The sequence below is a fragment of the Polaromonas sp. P1_F9 genome (assembly GCF_056405615.1).
Genome location: NZ_JBFUBT010000002.1, coordinates 694,086 through 710,769, shown reverse-complemented (window position 1 = coordinate 710,769; position 16,684 = coordinate 694,086). Strand labels below are relative to the sequence as shown.

At 63.9% G+C, this 16,684-nt stretch carries 9 protein-coding genes; all 9 read right to left on the bottom strand.

Annotated elements, in window-relative coordinates; all coding sequences use genetic code 11:
• Positions 1-28: 28 nt before the first annotated feature.
• The 9 genes from pbpC to argH all read right to left on the bottom strand — a co-directional run bounded on the left by pbpC (position 29) and on the right by argH (position 16,569).
• Positions 29-2,320 (bottom strand): penicillin-binding protein 1C, encoded by a 2,292-nt coding sequence (pbpC, locus tag AC1DYR_RS08550; RefSeq protein WP_477704710.1) that lies wholly within the window; start codon positions 2,318-2,320, stop codon positions 29-31.
• Positions 2,317-2,961 carry a pilin gene (locus AC1DYR_RS08545; RefSeq protein ID WP_477704709.1) on the bottom strand — a complete coding sequence of 215 codons (645 nt, stop codon included), beginning with the start codon at positions 2,959-2,961 and terminating at the stop codon, positions 2,317-2,319. The genes pbpC and AC1DYR_RS08545 overlap by 4 nt, the downstream gene beginning before the upstream one ends.
• Positions 2,962-3,010: 49 nt before the next feature.
• Positions 3,011-3,700 (bottom strand): hypothetical protein, encoded by a 690-nt coding sequence (locus AC1DYR_RS08540; RefSeq protein WP_477704708.1) that lies wholly within the window; start codon positions 3,698-3,700, stop codon positions 3,011-3,013.
• A 20-nt stretch (positions 3,701-3,720) separates the two neighbouring features.
• The gene (locus AC1DYR_RS08535) at positions 3,721-4,926 is read right to left on the bottom strand and encodes a serine hydrolase domain-containing protein (protein ID WP_477704707.1); all 1,206 of its coding nucleotides are present in this window, start codon (positions 4,924-4,926) and stop codon (positions 3,721-3,723) included.
• Positions 4,923-10,877, bottom strand: a complete 5,955-nt coding sequence (locus AC1DYR_RS08530; protein ID WP_477704799.1) for an alpha-2-macroglobulin family protein — start codon at positions 10,875-10,877, stop codon at positions 4,923-4,925. Before AC1DYR_RS08530 ends, AC1DYR_RS08535 begins: the two co-directional genes overlap by 4 nt.
• Positions 10,878-11,049: 172 nt before the next feature.
• On the bottom strand, positions 11,050-12,558 hold the full coding sequence (locus AC1DYR_RS08525; RefSeq protein WP_477704706.1) for a DegQ family serine endoprotease: 1,509 nt from the start codon (positions 12,556-12,558) through the stop codon (positions 11,050-11,052).
• Positions 12,559-12,750: 192 nt separating this feature from the next.
• Positions 12,751-14,115 carry an ATP-binding protein gene (locus AC1DYR_RS08520; RefSeq protein ID WP_477704705.1) on the bottom strand — a complete coding sequence of 455 codons (1,365 nt, stop codon included), beginning with the start codon at positions 14,113-14,115 and terminating at the stop codon, positions 12,751-12,753.
• Between the two features lie 175 nt (positions 14,116-14,290).
• A complete protein-coding gene (locus AC1DYR_RS08515; protein WP_457279431.1) occupies positions 14,291-14,950 on the bottom strand; it encodes a response regulator in 660 nt (219 codons plus the stop codon).
• Positions 14,951-15,159: 209 nt separating this feature from the next.
• Positions 15,160-16,569 carry an argininosuccinate lyase gene (argH, locus tag AC1DYR_RS08510; RefSeq protein ID WP_477704704.1) on the bottom strand — a complete coding sequence of 470 codons (1,410 nt, stop codon included), beginning with the start codon at positions 16,567-16,569 and terminating at the stop codon, positions 15,160-15,162.
• Between the last annotated feature and the right edge of the window lie 115 nt (positions 16,570-16,684).

Here is a 16,684-nt window from a genome sequence, read left to right as displayed (position 1 = left end):
GCGTTGTCGGATGCCGGCGACGGAAAGATCAACGTGCCGCAGTCGCGCCGCCGCGCACGCTGGCTTCACGCACTCCGGCGCCGCGAACTTCGAGCCTGATCTCGTCGGCCACCTTGCCGCCGGCATCGACCAGCTGCACCACATGCCGGCCCGGCCAGGGCATCCACTGTGCCTGGGCTCCGCGCGCAAACTCCTTGCCGTCCATCAGCCAGCGGGTGCCGCGGCCTTCGGCGCTGAAGCTGACGCGCTGGTGTTTGGGTGGAATGTCCGGGTCCAGCGCAATGATGGTGCCGGAAGCCGGCGCGGTGATGCGGGCCGGGGTATCGGGCTCGGCAGCCGGCTTTTTCAAGCCATTTCGTGCTGTAGCCCTTTCAGAACGTGCGGGAGCAGCTCCTGAATTCATAGCAAAAACGGCCTGCTCTGTGCCCTTCAAAAACCATTCGCTGCGGGCGGCTTCCAGCGGCGTGCCTCCTTGGTTGCCAAACCGGGTCTGGCTTTGCACCAGGCCGGCGGGCGGCAGCGGCGCGCGGCTGGGTTCGGTTTTGTGCAGGTAATTCATCACCGCGGCCCAGATGGGGGCGGCGCCCGTGGTGCCGCTCACGTCCCACATGGGCGCACCACTGGCATTTCCCACCCATACGCCCACGGTGTAGCGCTGTGAAAAGCCCATCGCCCAGTTGTCGCGCATGTCCTTGCTGGTGCCGGTTTTCACGGCGCTCCAGAAGCGGGTGGCCAGGATGCTGTCGGTGCCGAAAGTGCGGGCGCGGGCCATCGGGTCGGCCATGATGTCGGTGGCGATAAAGGCCGCGCGGGCGTCCAGCGCCGGCTTGAACTGGGGCTTGGGGTTCTTTACCAGTGAAGGCGCGCTGTAGCGACCGCCATTGGCCAGCGTGCGGTAGGCATTGGTGAGGGACAGCAAAGAGACTTCGCTGCTGCCCAGCGCCAGGCTGTAGCCGTAGTAGTCACCCGACTCCTTGAGCGGCAGGCCGACGGCCTTGAGCTGTTTGTGAAAGGCATCGGGCGTCACCATCACCAGCGTACGCACGGCCGGCACGTTCAGCGAAGCACCGAGTGCGGTGCGGGCCGACACCAGGCCCTTGAACTGGCGGTCGTAGTTTTGCGGAATGTAGAGCCCGCCCGCGGTCTGGATCTGCGAAGACGAATCTTCGAGCAGCGACGCTGCGGTGATGCGGCGCTCGGCAATGGCCTCTGCATACAAAAACGGCTTGAGCGTGGAGCCCGGCTGGCGCAGTGCCATCACACCGTCGACTTCTGCGGCGCCGCTCAGTTCGCCCGACGAACCTACCCAGGCCAGCACCTCGCCGGTGGCGTTGTCCAGCACGACAATGGCGCCGTCTTCGACATGGCGGCCGCGCAGCTCCCGCAGCTGCTGGGTCAGGGTCTGCACGGCAAAGCGTTGCAGTGGTGCGCGTGCGGTGGAAACCAATGTGCGGGGCACGCCTGTACGGCCGGGGGTATCTGCCTGGGCTGCGAGCAGCCGGCGCGCCAGATGCGGCGCCACACCCTCGCTGGGGTCAAACGCCTTGCGCTGCAGCGCGGCAGTGGCAAACAGATCCAGGCCTTCGCAGTCGGTTTTGGCCGGGGCTTGCATGGTTTTCAGTACGCCGCACGCCCGCTGGGAAACCTGCGCGGCTTTGGCGTTGGGGGCGCGCACCAGGGCGGCGGCGATCGCGGCCTCGCGCTCATCCAGCCCGTGTGCGGCCTTGCCGAACAGCGTGCGGCTCAGTGCGTCGATGCCGACAAGTTCGCCGCGAAACGGCACGAGGTTCAGGTACGCCTCCAGGATCTGGTCCTTGCGCCAGCGTGCCTCCAGCACCTGGGCCGACACGGTCTGCCCCACCTTCTGCACGATGTTGCGGCCACCCGCGCCGGCGCGCCAGTCCTCGTCGAGCAGTCCGGCCAGCTGCATGCTGAGGGTCGAAGCGCCGCGGGTTTTGGTGTTCCACAGATTGCCCCAGGCCGCCGCAGAGACAGCGCGCCAGTCCACACCGCTGTGCTCGTAAAAGCGCTTGTCCTCACTCAGAATCAGTGCCGTGCGCAAGGCAGGCGAGACATCGGGCAGCGCCACCCACTGGCCGCGCCGCACAGCGCTGTCGATGCGCAGGCGCTGGATGACTTCGCCGCTGCGGTCGAGGACGAGCGTGTCGGAGGGCCTGTAGTCGCGCTTTACTTCATCAAAAGTGGCTACAGCCCAGGCAGGACGTGCGCAAGCGGCTATAAAAAATATAGCAACTGCGAAGAAGCGTCGATAAGGATGCAGACATTGCAGGTGCGTTGCTTGCAGGGACCGCAGTTTCATTTCTGCTCTCCGGTACGGCACATCATGGGGAATATTTTTTCAGGGTAGCCTCGACACTGCCATTGGACTTCGCCGCTGCTGAGAGTCTTCAGCGCAGGCGTCATAGTGAGGACCGCCGCCGGATTGTCTGAAATCAGGATGATGGTGCCGGTGTCGGTGACAAATCCACTACTGACCCGACCTCCGGGCTTAACCGAAACGCCAAGGCCTGACTTCTCGAGCGTCTTTGACGCGGTTACTTTTCCCTCAATCATCTCCCTCAGCCCAGCTGTGGCCAAAACCAGCTCGGCGGCTTTTGCGCGCTCGGTGTAGCACTGGTAGGTTGGCGTAAACATGCTGACCGGAATTGCCAGAAGAAGGCTGAAAAAAAATAGCACCAAAAGATTGGTAGCAGTCCTGCCCATCATGGGGGCAACGGCCTCTAGACCCATGGGATTTCCAGCCAGCAATTGCCGCGTGTGGGCTTCCCATAGGCAAGCCATGACCGCCAGCACCGGATACGTCAAATAGAAGTACTCAGGATGAGGCGTGCAAGGGAGTGCTACGACCCATACAACTGGAGTGACCACCAATAGCCAGAACGCCCATAGAGCGCCCTTGAACGGGAATGAGTAGCGCGACCAGAAGAAGCGGAGAGTCACTTTCGCACCTCCACCTTTGACCTGGAAAGAACGCTTGTCGGCTTGCGGTTCATTTCTTGGTGCAAAGCCGCAAGTTGGTCCGGGTGGCTTGCACCACCGGCAGATAGGCCTCTGAATCGCTAGGAGGGTAGCTCCCCTTGATTTCATCGTCAGACTTTGCGGCGTCAGGCGCGAGGCCTTGCAAAGTCTTGATGCAGGCCGCGCGGTCACCCAGCTTGAATTGTGTGAGAGCAAGGTCGTTCAATACCCAGGCCGATTCAATCCAATAGAGGAATGGCTTGCACTGCGTTGCAACAGGCTGGATCACAGCCAAAGCGGCAGCGTAGTCTTTCGCCACATAACTCTTCTTGAAATTCTTCTTCGACTCATTAATGCTCTTGCGCATGCAAAGAGGCTCAGGCTTGCGGTACGTCCCCTCAAACCATGCCCGCATGCCGCAGAAATCGCGGCATGCGTCGGCGCCGTTGGTTGAGACCTTGACATCCTGGCCCTCGGTCTTGAAGCTCACCTGGCATGCGGATTTCCCGATCTTCGACTTGCCATCGACGATCACGCCGTCCAGGTCGCATACGTGTGCGTTGGCTCCCGTGGTCTCTATCGCGAACTTTCCGCGCGGCTGAACCCGCAACGTGCCCGATGCACCGTCACTGATCACGTATTCACCCTCGGCAGGCGTGTTGAACTGTGCAAGGGCCAGGTTGGCGCCCAGGAGCATGAATGCATAAAGGGCAAGTTTCACTTTGACGCCTCCAGTCTTTTTCATGCCGGCAACCCAATTTTCGTCGCCGCGTTGAAGAGCTGGAACAGCTGCGCTTGCCACGGCCCCTCGGCTTCCACGGCGGTCTGCACCAGCACGGTCTGTGTCACGCGGTCTACCAGCACGCGCTGTCCGTGGTGGCCATTCATCGTCATCCAGCTGCCGTCGGCCTTGGGATGCCAGAAGAAATTCTTGTAGCCGAAGCCGCGCATGGCCGTGCCGTGCCGGACTTGCGCATCGGCGGCCGACCATGAGGCGCATTCGTCTATCCACTTCTTGCTGACGACCTGGCGGCCTTCCATGATGCCGTCCTGCGCGATCAACTGCGCCAGCCGTGCCCAGTCGCGCAGCCGTGCGCCAAAGCCTATGCAGTTGAACTCCTTGCCTTTGCTGTCGCACAGCCAGCTGGCGCTGCCCTCTGCGCCCAGCGGCTGCCACAGGGCTTCTTCGCAAAAGGCCGCCAGGGGTTTGCCCGTCACCTGGCGGATGACCATGCCGATGGTCAGTGGGCACAGTTCGTTGTAGTTGTAGCGCGTGCCGGGCGGCTCCTGCACGGCGTTCCAGCCGCGCACCACGGCCTCCAGGTCGCTGCTGCTGCCGAGGAGCGCGCGCGGGTAAATGGTGGGGTTGTCGCGGTCGTGCAGGATGGCCGCGCCGCTGGACATATTGGCCAGGTGGCGCAGGGCAATACCGCCGTGCAGCGTTCCCTTCAGTTCGTCAACGTACATCTGCGGCGTGTCGTCCATGGAACGGATCAGGCCTCGGTCCAGGCAGATACCCAGCAGCAATGACGTCACGCTCTTGGCCATGGACCAACTCGTCATGCGCATGTCGGGTTTGCGGTCGAACTGGTAGGACTCGAGCAGCACCGTGCCCTTGCGCGCGATGAGCAGGCCCGTCACGGGCCAGGCCTTGAGGTAGTCCGCCGCCGATTCCGCAATGGGCGCGAATGCCTTGAGGCCTTCGGCCGATGCCGTGTTCAGCGTGGAAGCCTGCGCCGGTACGGCGATGGGCCGCGCCCGGAGCATGGTTTCATAGCCGCCGGAATAATTGCCAATGCGGTAGTCCTTGTCGGTCCAGTTGCGGTTGCCGCCCCAGCCCGTCGGGTAAGCGAAGCGTTGCTGCCAGTCGGCGGCGGCCGCGGCTGCCCCGCGCGGCAGGGCAATGCCTGCGGCGAGTGCGGCGGCTACGGCGCGGCGCTGGATCATTTCGCGGCTTCCACCTTCACCCGTGCATTCGGCGATTCGCCAAACATCTCGGGTGCATACATGGCCTCGACCCGGCTAGGCGGCAGCGCGAAGTCGCCGACGTTGTTCAGGCGCACGGTGTATTCCATCTTCACCACGCCCTTGGGCAGGTATTCGTAATAACTGCGGAAGGCTTCGAAGCTGCGTTCTTCAAACGCCGGCCAGCCTGCGCCGGTTTTCTTTTCGCCGCTGGTGGCGATTTCGGAATCACGGCCCAGACCGCCACCCAGGATCGTTGCACCGCCCGGCACCGGGTCGCTGATGACGACCCAGGTCATGTCGGCGCTGGCGTTGACTTCCAGCGTGATGCGAATCACGTCGCCGCGCGTGTAGATACCTTTGACGGCCTGCTCCACCGGGGTGATCGTTTTCTTGATCTGGTAACCGGCATTGAAAGGCGCCTTCAGCTGGATGGCTGCGATGGACTGCAGCGTGAGCCACGGCTTTCCGGGGCCTTGATGCGTCACGGTCAGCGTGTCCTTCGCTGCGCTGCCCCATGGCAGGAACATGCTGTTGTTGCGCAGGTTGCCGGGCGAGGCCGGTGCGCCGAAGAAGGTGGTCTGGTTGGGTGCGCCGGCCGCGTCGGTTGCCTTGACGCGGTCAACCTTGGCCCAGTCCACGCTCGCTACGCTGGCTGCTGCTGCCGCCAGCGTCGCCTTGGTAACGCCCGCTACCGGCGTGGCTTCAAACTTCGCCGAGAACTTGTCGAGGGCCAGGCCGCCCCACAGGTTGGCCGTGGTGGTGTGCCAGGCGCCTTTTTGCTGGCGCGCGATAAAGCCGTTGGCGAGGCGGCCCATGTCGTCTTTCCAGGCAGGGTCGTCCATCACGGCCAGCATCAGGCGCGCGGTGTTCACATCACCGTTGGTCATCAGCCACCACCAGTAGTCGTCCTTCTCGGTGCTGAAGATCAATTTGGTGCCCTGGAAGGACAGGCGCGAACGCAGCACCTGGTTGGCCTCGGCGATGCGCTGCTCACGCTGCGGCACATCGGCCACGCGTTTCAGGATGTTGAGCCAGTCGATCACCGCGTGCGTGGGCCACTGGTTGGGCGCAATCGTGATGCTGCCCAGCATGCGGCCCTGCGCCTTGCCGTAGCGCGAGAGCGCTTCCAGCGCAGCCAGCTTGCGCACGTCGAGGTCTTTGCGCGGGCTCCAGAACTCGCGCTGGATACGGCCTTCCACAAATGCGATCAGGCCGCGCTCCATGGGCGCGCGCGCATCGTCGGGCAGGGCAAATGCCGGGTTGATGCCGGAGGCTTCGTGCGTGGCGGCCAGCAGGTAGGCCGTCAGTGCATCGCTGCCGCGGTTGGCTTCGCCGTCGCGCGGCGGGAAGTAGTTGGCCAGGCCATCACTGTCCAGGTAGCTGGGCAGTTGTGCCAGCACGGTCTGCCACAGCTTGCTGTCGCGCAGTCCCACCGATTTGCTGGTTTTTTGCTCGAGGCAGATGAAAGGGTACATCGCGAAATAGTCGCGCACACCGTCCATGCCTTCTGCGAGTTTCGGCTGCAGCGACATCTTCAGGCCGCCGCGGCCGGGCAGGGCGTCGGCCGGCGGGTTCACGTCCAGCGTGAAGCTGCCGTCGACCTGCACCAGCGTGGCTTGCTGCACGGTCAGCGGCACGGCCGGGATGATGCGCTGGCGCGCCTTGAGGCCGTCGCGTGCGCCGCTGATCGTGTCTTTGGCTTCGATTTCCCAGAGGATGGCTTCGGCGCGTGTGAGCGCAAGTTGCGCCGGTGCGGTGACCATCCAGGCCACCTCACGCGCTTCGCCTGCAGGTATGTCCACCGTTTGCGGTTTCAGGTCGAGCATCGTGGCGCGCGGGCTCACTTCCACCTTCATGGCCACTTTGGTGGTGTTGCGCAGCGTCAGTTGTGCGCGGAACTGGTCGTCCTCGCGCACCAGCGGCGGCAGGCCGCTGATGATCTGCAGGTCCTGTGTGGCCTTGATGCTGGTCTGGCCCGTGCCGAAGAGGCCGGTGCCTGCGTCAGCCACTGCCACAATCTTGAAGGTGGTCAGCGCGTCGTTGAGCGGCACCATCACCACGGCCTGGCCGTTGGCGTCCAGTTGCACCTTCGGGTTCCACAGAAGCAGGGTGTCGAGCAGTTCGCGCGTATTGCTTCGCCCGCCGCCACCGCCGGCTGCCACCGCCTTGCGCCCGAAATGCCTGCGCCCGATGATTTCCATCTGCGCGGTCGAGGTTTCCACGCCCCAGGCGCGGCGCTGCAACATCGCGTCCAGCAGGCCCCAAGAGGTGTTGGGCATCAGCTCCAGCAGGGCCTGGTCCACTGCGGCCAGCGCCACTTCGGCATTGGCGGCCGGCTGCCCATTGGGCAGCTTCGCGGTAATGGTTACCTTGGCCTGGCTGCGCACGGCGTAGCTTTCCTTGTCGGTCTTCACGCTGACGTCAAGCTGGTGCGCCTTGGTGCCGACACGTATTTCAGCCACGCCCAGGCGGAAGGCCGGCTTGCTCAAATCGACCAGCGCGGTGGGTGCAACGTATTCGCGGCCTTCATACCAGAAGGATGTCCACCATTCACGCGGCGCCTTGTAGCCCCAGGTGAAGAAGCTGTACCAGGGCACTTCGCGCAGCCGGCCGCGCAGGGCCAGCACGCTCACGTACACATTGGGCCCCCAGCCTTCCTTGATCTGCAGGTTCACCGTCGGGTCCTGGCCGTTGAGCTGTATCACCTGGGTCTCGACAATGCCTTCACGCTCAACGGCGACCAGTGCCGTGGCAAACCGGAAGGGCATGCGCACCTGGAACTTGGCGGTCTCGCCGGGCTGGTAGCTTTTCTTCTCGGGCAACACGTCCATGCGGTCGTGGTCTTCGCCGCCAAACCAGAGTTCGCCCTGGCGGGTGACATACACGTTGCTGGCGGCCTGGATGGTGTTGCCGTCCTTGTCCTTGGCCGTCACGATGAGTTCGACCTCGCCGGGTTCGCCGAGCTTGGTCTCGCACAGCAGCAATCCACGCGAATCGCTCTTGCCGCTGCAGACGCTGCCGAGGTCCTTGACTTCCGTCTTGTTGTCGTAGGTGTAGAAGCCGCCCACCATGCGCTTGCGGCTGGTGGTGGTAATGCGCGCCACGGCCTTGACCTCCAGCGAGACACCAGGAGCGATCTTGCCTGTCAGGTCAAGCGCCAGCGCCTGGAACTTGATCTTCTGGCTGGAAGACACCCAGCCTTCCGTCTTGATGCCTGCCACCACAGCCGCCGGCCAGACGGTGGAAGTGCTGCGGATGGTCTGCACTTCGCCGTTCGGGTCGGCATAGGTGGCTTCCATCAGCAGCTCCTGTGGCTGCCTGCGCTCGGGGATGTCGTTGATGGTGAGCTTGCCCGCGCCATTGCGGTCCAGCGTCAGCGGCAGTTTGTCGGCAATCACACGCTGGTCCTGCGACGAGGTGCTTTCCTCTTCGCCCTGGTTGCCGGCGGCGCCCCGGCCGGTGCTGGGCGGCGAGAAATTGAACTCGTCGAAATCGCTGTAGCTCAGGGACTTGCCGCGCACCAGCGCGGACACCCGTACGGGCAGGGCCACGGCCCCGCCGCCCGCCACGTAATTGATCTGCACGTCGGTTGGCACGGACTTCACATTGACGAGCGGTTTTTTGTCGGAAGGATTAATGCGGCCTTCAAGCACAGGCAAACGGAACTCTTCCACACGGAACTGCCCGCTGGAAAAACTGCGCTCGCGGCTGCCGCGTTCGCCCTTGAGCTGCACTTCATACACGCCCAGCTTGGCAGCAGGCGGAATGGCAAAGGTGTTTTCGGCGCTTTGCCCGCCCGTGGCGGTCTTGCGCCAGGCGATGGGCTGGGTGTATTGCTGGCCGCTGCCGACATGCGTGATGACCAACGTGGCGGGTGCGCCCTCGGGCAGGCCGAAACCTTTGCTGGTTTCGGTGCGCAATATGTGTTTCATCGACACCGTTTCGCCGGCGCGGAACAGCGTGCGGTCAAAGACCGTGTGGGCCCGTTCGTTGGGCAGGGGGTCGCGGCTGGTCGGCACGTTGAAGCGCCAGGGTTCAATGCCCTTGTGCCAATCGCTCCAGGTGAAGGCCAGGTCTTCAATGCCGGCCACTGAGCTGCGCGCACTCACGAAATAGGCATTGGCGGAGTCGCTACCCGGGCAGCGTGGAGGCTCGGAAGACAGGCCGCTGAAATTGGCGATACCCTGCGCGTTGGTGACAGCCTTGGTGATTTCGGCGCCGTTGCAGCCCGAGACACGCACCGTGGCGCCCGCCACCGGCGCGCCCTTGTCGAGCGTGGTGACCCAGGCCAGCGAGTTCTCGCGGCCCAGCTTGAAGTGCACGCCCAGGTTGGTCACCAGTGCGGAAGTGCGCACATACATGGTCCGGCTGTTGCCGTAGCGTTCGTCGAGCAGCGAGCTGCCCAATTTTTGCGAAGCGATCTCTACCACGTGAAAACCGGGTGCCAGCGGGATGCCGACCACTTCAAACGGACGTGGGTCGGTGCCTGCGGCGGGCTTGGGCAGGTCCAGCGTCTTCACGCCGGCCTGGCCGGCCAGCAGCGACACCATGCGCGATTGCACGTAATCGCGGTCGCGTGACTCCAGCGGTTTGGGAAGGGGCCCCTTGATGTCGGCCGCAGCCGTCTTGCGCGAAACCTGGTAGTCGTCGTAACGCTGCACCTTGCGGAACCACGCAATGATCTCGGCGTCGGTGCGGGGCTGGAGGTCGCTGACCTTTCCGGCCGGTGCTGCGCCGGGCGTGAGCCCTTTCACGGGCAGCAGGGCTTCGACATTGCGCAGCGTGACGGGCAGCAAAGCCGGGTCGCCCGGTTTGGTGTTGGGTTCGGCAAAGCGCTCGACGATGCCGAAGGGAGAGGCGGCGAACTTGGCCAGCGGCGGCATGGAGCCCGTAGCCACCTTGAGGGGGAAGCTGTCGGCATTGCGCAGCGTGCGGCCCGAAGCGTCCTTGAAACCTCTGGGCAGCTCCAGCATGAATTGCCCCTGTTCAGGAAACAGAGGCTTGAAGGTCACGTTGCTGACCAGGCTGTCTCCGTCGCTGTTGCCTTCCTCGAAGGCGGGCTTGAACGTGTCCTTGTCACCCTTCAGGCGAATGGCCTCGGCCAGCTTGCGCGGCACGGGGGTATTGAAGTTCAGGGTCATGGGCCGCATCGGCAGGCAGGCCGACTGGGCGTTTTCGCGTTCGCAGGTGAAGCTGGCCGCAAATGGCTCGCGTACCTGGAAGTTGTAGCGTTTTTCCACTGAGTTGGGTATGCCGCTCGGCGTGCTGACGCCTTTGCCGTATACCAGTTGCACTTTGGCGGCCGACGTCAGGCGCCGGTTGCAGGTCAGGGTGGCGTAGCGTAGCGGCTCCTGGGCAGCGGCCTTTTCCAGGCCCAGCGACTTGAGCAGTTCGTTGCGCTCGTTACCGTCGATGAGCTTGACAGGAACACGTTCACCCAGGCCTTCCACGTTGCACCAGACGTTTTCGCGAACGCTGGCCAGTGTGGCGGCGCCGTTGAACTGCAGCACGAAGTACTGTTCTTCGTCGATGCGCTCGTAGGTGCCGGGGCGAAGGTTCTGGATGAAGGGGCCGCCGGTGTTGAATTTGTAGGAGGTGTTGCCGCCCACGGGCTGGCTTTTGGGAGACTTGAAGGTGCTGACCACCTGCACCGAACAGCTCACGCCGGGCGGCAGGTCGTTTTCAAATTCGAAAGCCCATTCGCGTTCATTGATCCAGCGGCCGGAGCCCTTGGTGGCCTGCGCGTCGCTGCAGCTCAGCGACAGCGGGGCCGGTGCCTTGGGGTCACCGAAATTGACGGCGCCTTCGTCGAACTTGGCGACGATTTGCCTGACACGCGCGACTTCGCCCTGCGGCGAAAGACTGGTGATTTGCAGGGCATGGGCATGCAGCGAGACAGCCGCGATCAGTGCCAAAGCGGCTTTTTTCATTGTTGGGCTCACGTTTTCCTCTCCTTCGGGAGGCCAAGCGTAGCCGATCTGGATGTAACAAAATGTCCCGTGAAATGGGCAAAACCGGCCAAAAAAAAGCGGGCCTGAAGCCCGCTGGTGTGATTTTCAGAGGGCCTTCAGCGAAAAAGCGGAGGGCCCAGCGTCAAGATGCTCAGCTGAAGTTCACCGGCACAAAAATTTTGCTGTCGCCCCGCTGTATCAGAAGCGCCACGGATTTCTCCGCTTTGGCCACGGTGGCGCGCACTTGGTCGATGTTTTTCACCGGAACGCCGTTGATGGACAGCAATACATCGCCAACCTGTACCCCGGCCATTGCCGCCGGGCCGCTGGCCTGCTGGACCACCAGGCCGTTGTCCACGCCGGCTTCCTGCTTTTCATCGGGCTGCAGCGGGCGCAGCGCCAGGCCCAGCTTGCCCTGGTTGGGCGTGTCCTTTTTGGCTGCGGCCTGGGCCGTCTTCTCGTCGGCATTGGCCAGCCTGGCAGTGACCACCTTGGCGGCGCCCTGCCGCCAGATGTCCAGCCGGATGCTGTCGCCGGGCGCCGCCAGGCCAATCAGCGCGGGCAGGTCGCCCGAGGACACGATGGGCTGGCCGTTGACGCCGCGGATCACGTCACCCGACTGCAGGCCGGCCTTGTCTGCCGGGCCGCCTTTTTCCACACTCGAGACAAGCGCGCCTTCGGGCTTGTCCAGCTTGAAGGAGTCGGCAAAGGACTGGTTGACCTCCTGCACCGCTACCCCCAGGCGGGCATGTTCGACCTTGCCGGTGGCCACGATCTGGTTTTTGATGCGGACCGCCACGTCTACCGGGATGGCGAAAGACACACCCTGGTAACCGCCGCTGCGGGTATAGATCTGCGAGTTGATGCCCACGACTTCACCGCGCGCGTTGAACAGCGGGCCACCCGAGTTGCCCGGGTTGACGGCCACGTCGGTCTGTATGAACGGCACGGCGCTGTCGTCGGGCAGCGAGCGGCCCTTGGCGCTGACCACGCCAGCGGTGACGGTGTTCTCAAAACCAAAGGGCGAGCCGATGGCCAGCACCCATTCGCCGACCTTGAGCTCGCTGATCTTGCCGAGTGTCACCACGGGCAGGTTTTTGGCGTCGATGCGCAGCACGGCCACATCGGTCTTGGGGTCGGCGCCCAGCACCTTGGCGCGGTATTCGCGCCGGTCGGTCAGCTTGACGGTGACCTCTTTTGCATCGCGCACCACATGGGCGTTGGTCAAGATGATGCCGTCTGGGCTGACGATGAAGCCCGAACCCTGGCCGCGTGTGGGCATTTCCTGCTGCTGGCCGCCGCGGCCACCACGCGCGCCCGGGCCCTGCTGGAAGCGTTTGAAGAATTCAAAGAACGGATCGCCGGATGGCGTTTCGTCGTCATCGCCGTTGTCCTGCGCCAGCGGGGAGTCGTTTCGTACTTTGGTGGTGCCGGTCACGCTGATGTTGACGACCGCCGGGCCGTAGCGTTCGGTGATCTGCGAGAAGTCGGGCAGGGCCATGGGCACTGAGGCTGTGGTGCCGGCGGTGATGGCCGGAGGGACGGCCGCCGTGGCGGCAGGGTGCACAGCATTAAGCGCACTGACGCCGGCGCCGCCAATGGCGCCCGCAGCCAGAAGTGCAGCGACGAGCCGGGTATTTTTCAATGCTTCAGATTTCATGGATGGGCTTCCTTGCGTTGAGGGCACACACCGGTGCCGATGGGTACAACTATGGGGTGACAGCCTTAGGGGAAGCTTAAATTTGCGCTACGGCAAAAAAAACGGCATTTTGGGGCAAAATTTTGATGAAAAGTGGCTGTGACCTATATGCAGCATGCACGGTATGCTATCAAAATAGTAGTGAAGAACTTGCTAGGCGGCGGTTTCGCTCACCGGAAATCGAACCTCGACGCACAGCCCGCCCAGGCGCTGCGATGTGCCAAGCTGCAAAGTCGCGCCGTGCCGCTCGGCGATCACCTTGACAATGGCCAGGCCCAGGCCACTGCCAGTTTCCGGGGGTATGGCCGCAGCCGTGACGCTGGCGGCACGGAAGAAGCGGTCAAACACGCGATGCCGGTCTTCTGCGGCGATGCCCGGGCCGCTGTCTTCCACCGTCAGCACTGGCTGGCCCTCCTGCATGTCCAGTGACACATCGACCCGGCCTGCCACCGGCGTGTACTTGACGGCGTTGTCCAGCAGGTTGCGCAGCAGGATGCGCAGGGCCTCGCTTTGGCCCTTCACCTGCACGGGCTGCAGGGGCTCGCTGCCGGCCAGACCCAGATCTATTTGCCTGTGGCCCGCATGCGGCAACACGTCAGCCACGGCCAGCTTCACAATGGACCGCAGGTCCACAGGGGCGGCGGCAGATGCCTGCGCCGTGCCACCAGCTTCCTCGCGTGCCAGCACCAGCAGCTGCTCGACCAGCCGTATCGCCCGGTCTATGCCCTGGTTTAACCGGCCGATGGCGGCTTCCCGCGCGGCAGGCTCTTCGTCATTTCGGCGAAGTGCTTGCGCCTGCAGCTTGAGCGCCGTCAGCGGCGAGCGCAGTTCGTGCGCCGCATCAGCCACAAAATGCCGCTGCGCCTCGAAAGCGCCGCGCACCCGGCCGAACAGCAGGTTCAGCTCTTCCACCAGCGGCCGCACTTCGTCGGGCAGGCCGTCGTCGGCCAGCGGCGACAAATCGTCGGCCGGGCGTCCGGCCACCTGCCGCCGGGCACGCTCGATAGGCGCCAGCGAACGGCTGATGACCCACCACACGGCCAGCATGAGCAGCGGGGTGAGGTAGGCAAAGGGCAGCACGGCGCGCGCAGCCAGCGTGCGGGCTCGCGCCGATCGGGCATCCAGGTCCTGCGCGATCTGCACGGTTTGCAACGCAGTCTGCAGGGTGTAGACGCGGTACCGGTTGCCGTGCGCTTCGACGTCCGAAAAGCCGAGCACTGCGCGTGGCGGAAGCGCCGATCGGGTGGAGCGGAAAATCTGCGTGCCGTCCTGGCCCCAGATCTGCACATACACCTCGAAGCGGTCGTCTTCGTCGGCTTCGTCCAGGGGAATGTTGAGTGGAATGCCGCTGCGCAGGGAGCGCGCCATTTGCTGCAAATGGTCGTCGAACATCGCGTCGGCCTGCTGCAAGGCGCCGCGATAGGCGGTGGCCGCCTGCAGCAAGGCGGCCAGGAAGATGGCGGCCAGCACGAACCATAGCAGCCTTCTTCTCAGGGAGTGACTTGCCGGCGTCCTCATTGTTTGGGCACCAGGTAGCCCAGGCCGCGCACGGTCTGAATCACGTCGTTGCCGAGATGCATAGGCCCCCACGCTCTCCACTTCGTGTGGTCGCTGCCCCCCGAGGGGGCGCTGCGCCTGCGGCCCGGCAAAGCCGGTTCCGCGGCCCCTGCTGGTGTTTGATCTGCGGGAGTTGTCATTGTTTGGGTACCAAGTATCCAAGGCCGCGCACGGTCTGAATCACGTCGTTGCCGAGTTTTTTTCGTACGCCGTGGATGTAGACCTCGACCGCGTTGCTGCTGATATCGTCTTTCCAGCTGAAGAGTTTTTCCTCAAGCTGCGCGCGTGACAGCACCACGCCCGGACGTGCGAGCAGCGGTTCGAGCACCGCCCATTCGCGTGCCGAGAGCGACACCGGCTGGCCGTTGAGGCTGGCCTCACGCGTGGCGGGGTTCAGGCTCACGCCCTTATGTTCAAACGCCGGCTCGGCCCGGCCCGCACTGCGGCGTATCAGCGCGCGGATGCGTGCCAGCAGTTCGTCGGTGTCATAGGGCTTGACGACGTAGTCGTCGGCGCCGGCATCCAGCCCGGCGATGCGGTCGCCGACCGCATCGCGCGCTGTGGCCACCATCACCGGGGTGGTGTTGCGGCGAGCCCGCAAAGCGCGCAGCACTTCCAGGCCGTCGCGTTTGGGCAGGCCCAGGTCCAGCAGCACCAGGTCGTACTGTTCGCTGTTCAGGGCCTCGTCGGCCATGCGGCCGTCACGCACCCAGTCGACGGCATAGTGCTCACCGCGCAGCACCTGCAGCACGGTCTCGCCGATCATGGCGTCGTCTTCAACCAGCAATAAACGCACTAGATGGGCCCCCACGGTCGCTCACGGCGTGTAGCTCCCTGCCCCCCTCGGGGGCCGCCCGCCTGCGGCCCGGCGAAGCCGGTTCCGCGGCTCGTACTTGGTTGAAGAGTTTCATCGGCCTCTGCTGGCCTGGGATTGCTGGGTGGCGGTAGTTGCATTGTTGAGTCCGTCGCAGCTACTGACTCTACAAAGCACACCTTAGCCGTGGCTTAGGCCAGCCGTACCCGGTGCCGCGCGATCTGCGCCTTGACCTGGGCCGGCGCGGTGCCGCCCAGGATGTTGCGCGCGTTGAGCGAGCCGCGCAGGCTCAGGCAGTCATACACGTCTTTTTCGATGTTCGGGTTGAACTCCTGCAGAACCGCCAGCGGCAGTTCGGACAGGTCCACCGCATGGGTTGTGGCGGCCTTCACGGCGTGCGCCACGGTTTCGTGCGCGTCACGGAAAGGCAGGCCTTTTTTGACCAGGTAGTCGGCCAGGTCGGTGGCGGTGGCGTAGCCACGCAGCGCGGCCTTTTCCATGGCTTCGGGCTTGACGGAGATGCCGGCCACCATCTCGGCAAAGATGCGCAGCGTGTCCTTGAGCGTGTCGACGGTGTCGAAAAGCGGCTCCTTGTCTTCCTGGTTGTCCTTGTTGTAGGCCAGGGGCTGGCCCTTCATCAGTGTGATCAGGCCCATCAGGTGACCGACCACGCGGCCGGTCTTGCCGCGCGCCAGTTCGGGCACATCGGGGTTTTTCTTCTGCGGCATGATCGAAGAGCCGGTGGTGAAGCGGTCGGGAATGTGGATGAAGCCGAAGTTCTGGCTCATCCACAAGATGAGTTCTTCGCTCATGCGGCTGACGTGCACCATGGCGAGCGACGCGGCTGCCGTGAACTCAATCGCGAAGTCACGGTCGCTCACGGCGTCCAGGCTGTTCTGGCACACCTGCGGCTGGCCGTTTTCGTCGACCATGCCCAGCGTTTTGGCCACGCGTTCGCGGTCCAGCGGGTAGCTGGTGCCGGCCAGTGCTGCAGCACCCAGCGGCAGGCGGTTCACGCGCTTCCTGATCTCCAGCATGCGTTCGGCGTCGCGGCTGAACATTTCCACATAGGCCAGCATGTGGTGGCCAAAACTCACCGGCTGGGCTACCTGCAGGTGCGTAAAGCCGGGCAGGATGACTTCGACGTTTTTCTCGGCGATGTCGACCAGTGCTTTTTGCAGGTCGGTCAGCAGCCCGCCGATCAGGTCGATCTCACTGCGCAGCCACAGGCGCACATCGGTGGCGACCTGGTCGTTGCGGCTGCGGCCGGTGTGCAGGCGCTTGCCGGCGTCGCCTACCAACTGGGTCAGGCGCGCTTCGATGTTGAAGTGCACGTCTTCGAGGTCCAGCTTCCACTCAAAAGCGCCTGAGTCGATTTCGGACGTGATCTGCGCCATGCCTTTCTGGATGTCGGCGTAGTCGGCGGCGGGAATGATCTTTTGCGCTGCCAGCATCTCGGCGTGAGCGAGCGAGCCGGCAATGTCGGCTTGCCACAGTCGCTTGTCAAAAAACACGCTGGACGTATAACGCTTCACCAGGTCGCTCATGGGTTCGGAAAAAAGGGCGGACCAGGCTTGGGACTTTTTGTCGAATTGATTCACGTCAGGGCTTTCATTGAGGCAGTCGCTGGCCGGTCTGTGGGGTAAAGCACGCCATTTCGGTCAGTTGCGCAGCCGGCCGGGCCTAAATAGTGTTTTAACCCATGGTCGAAAGGCC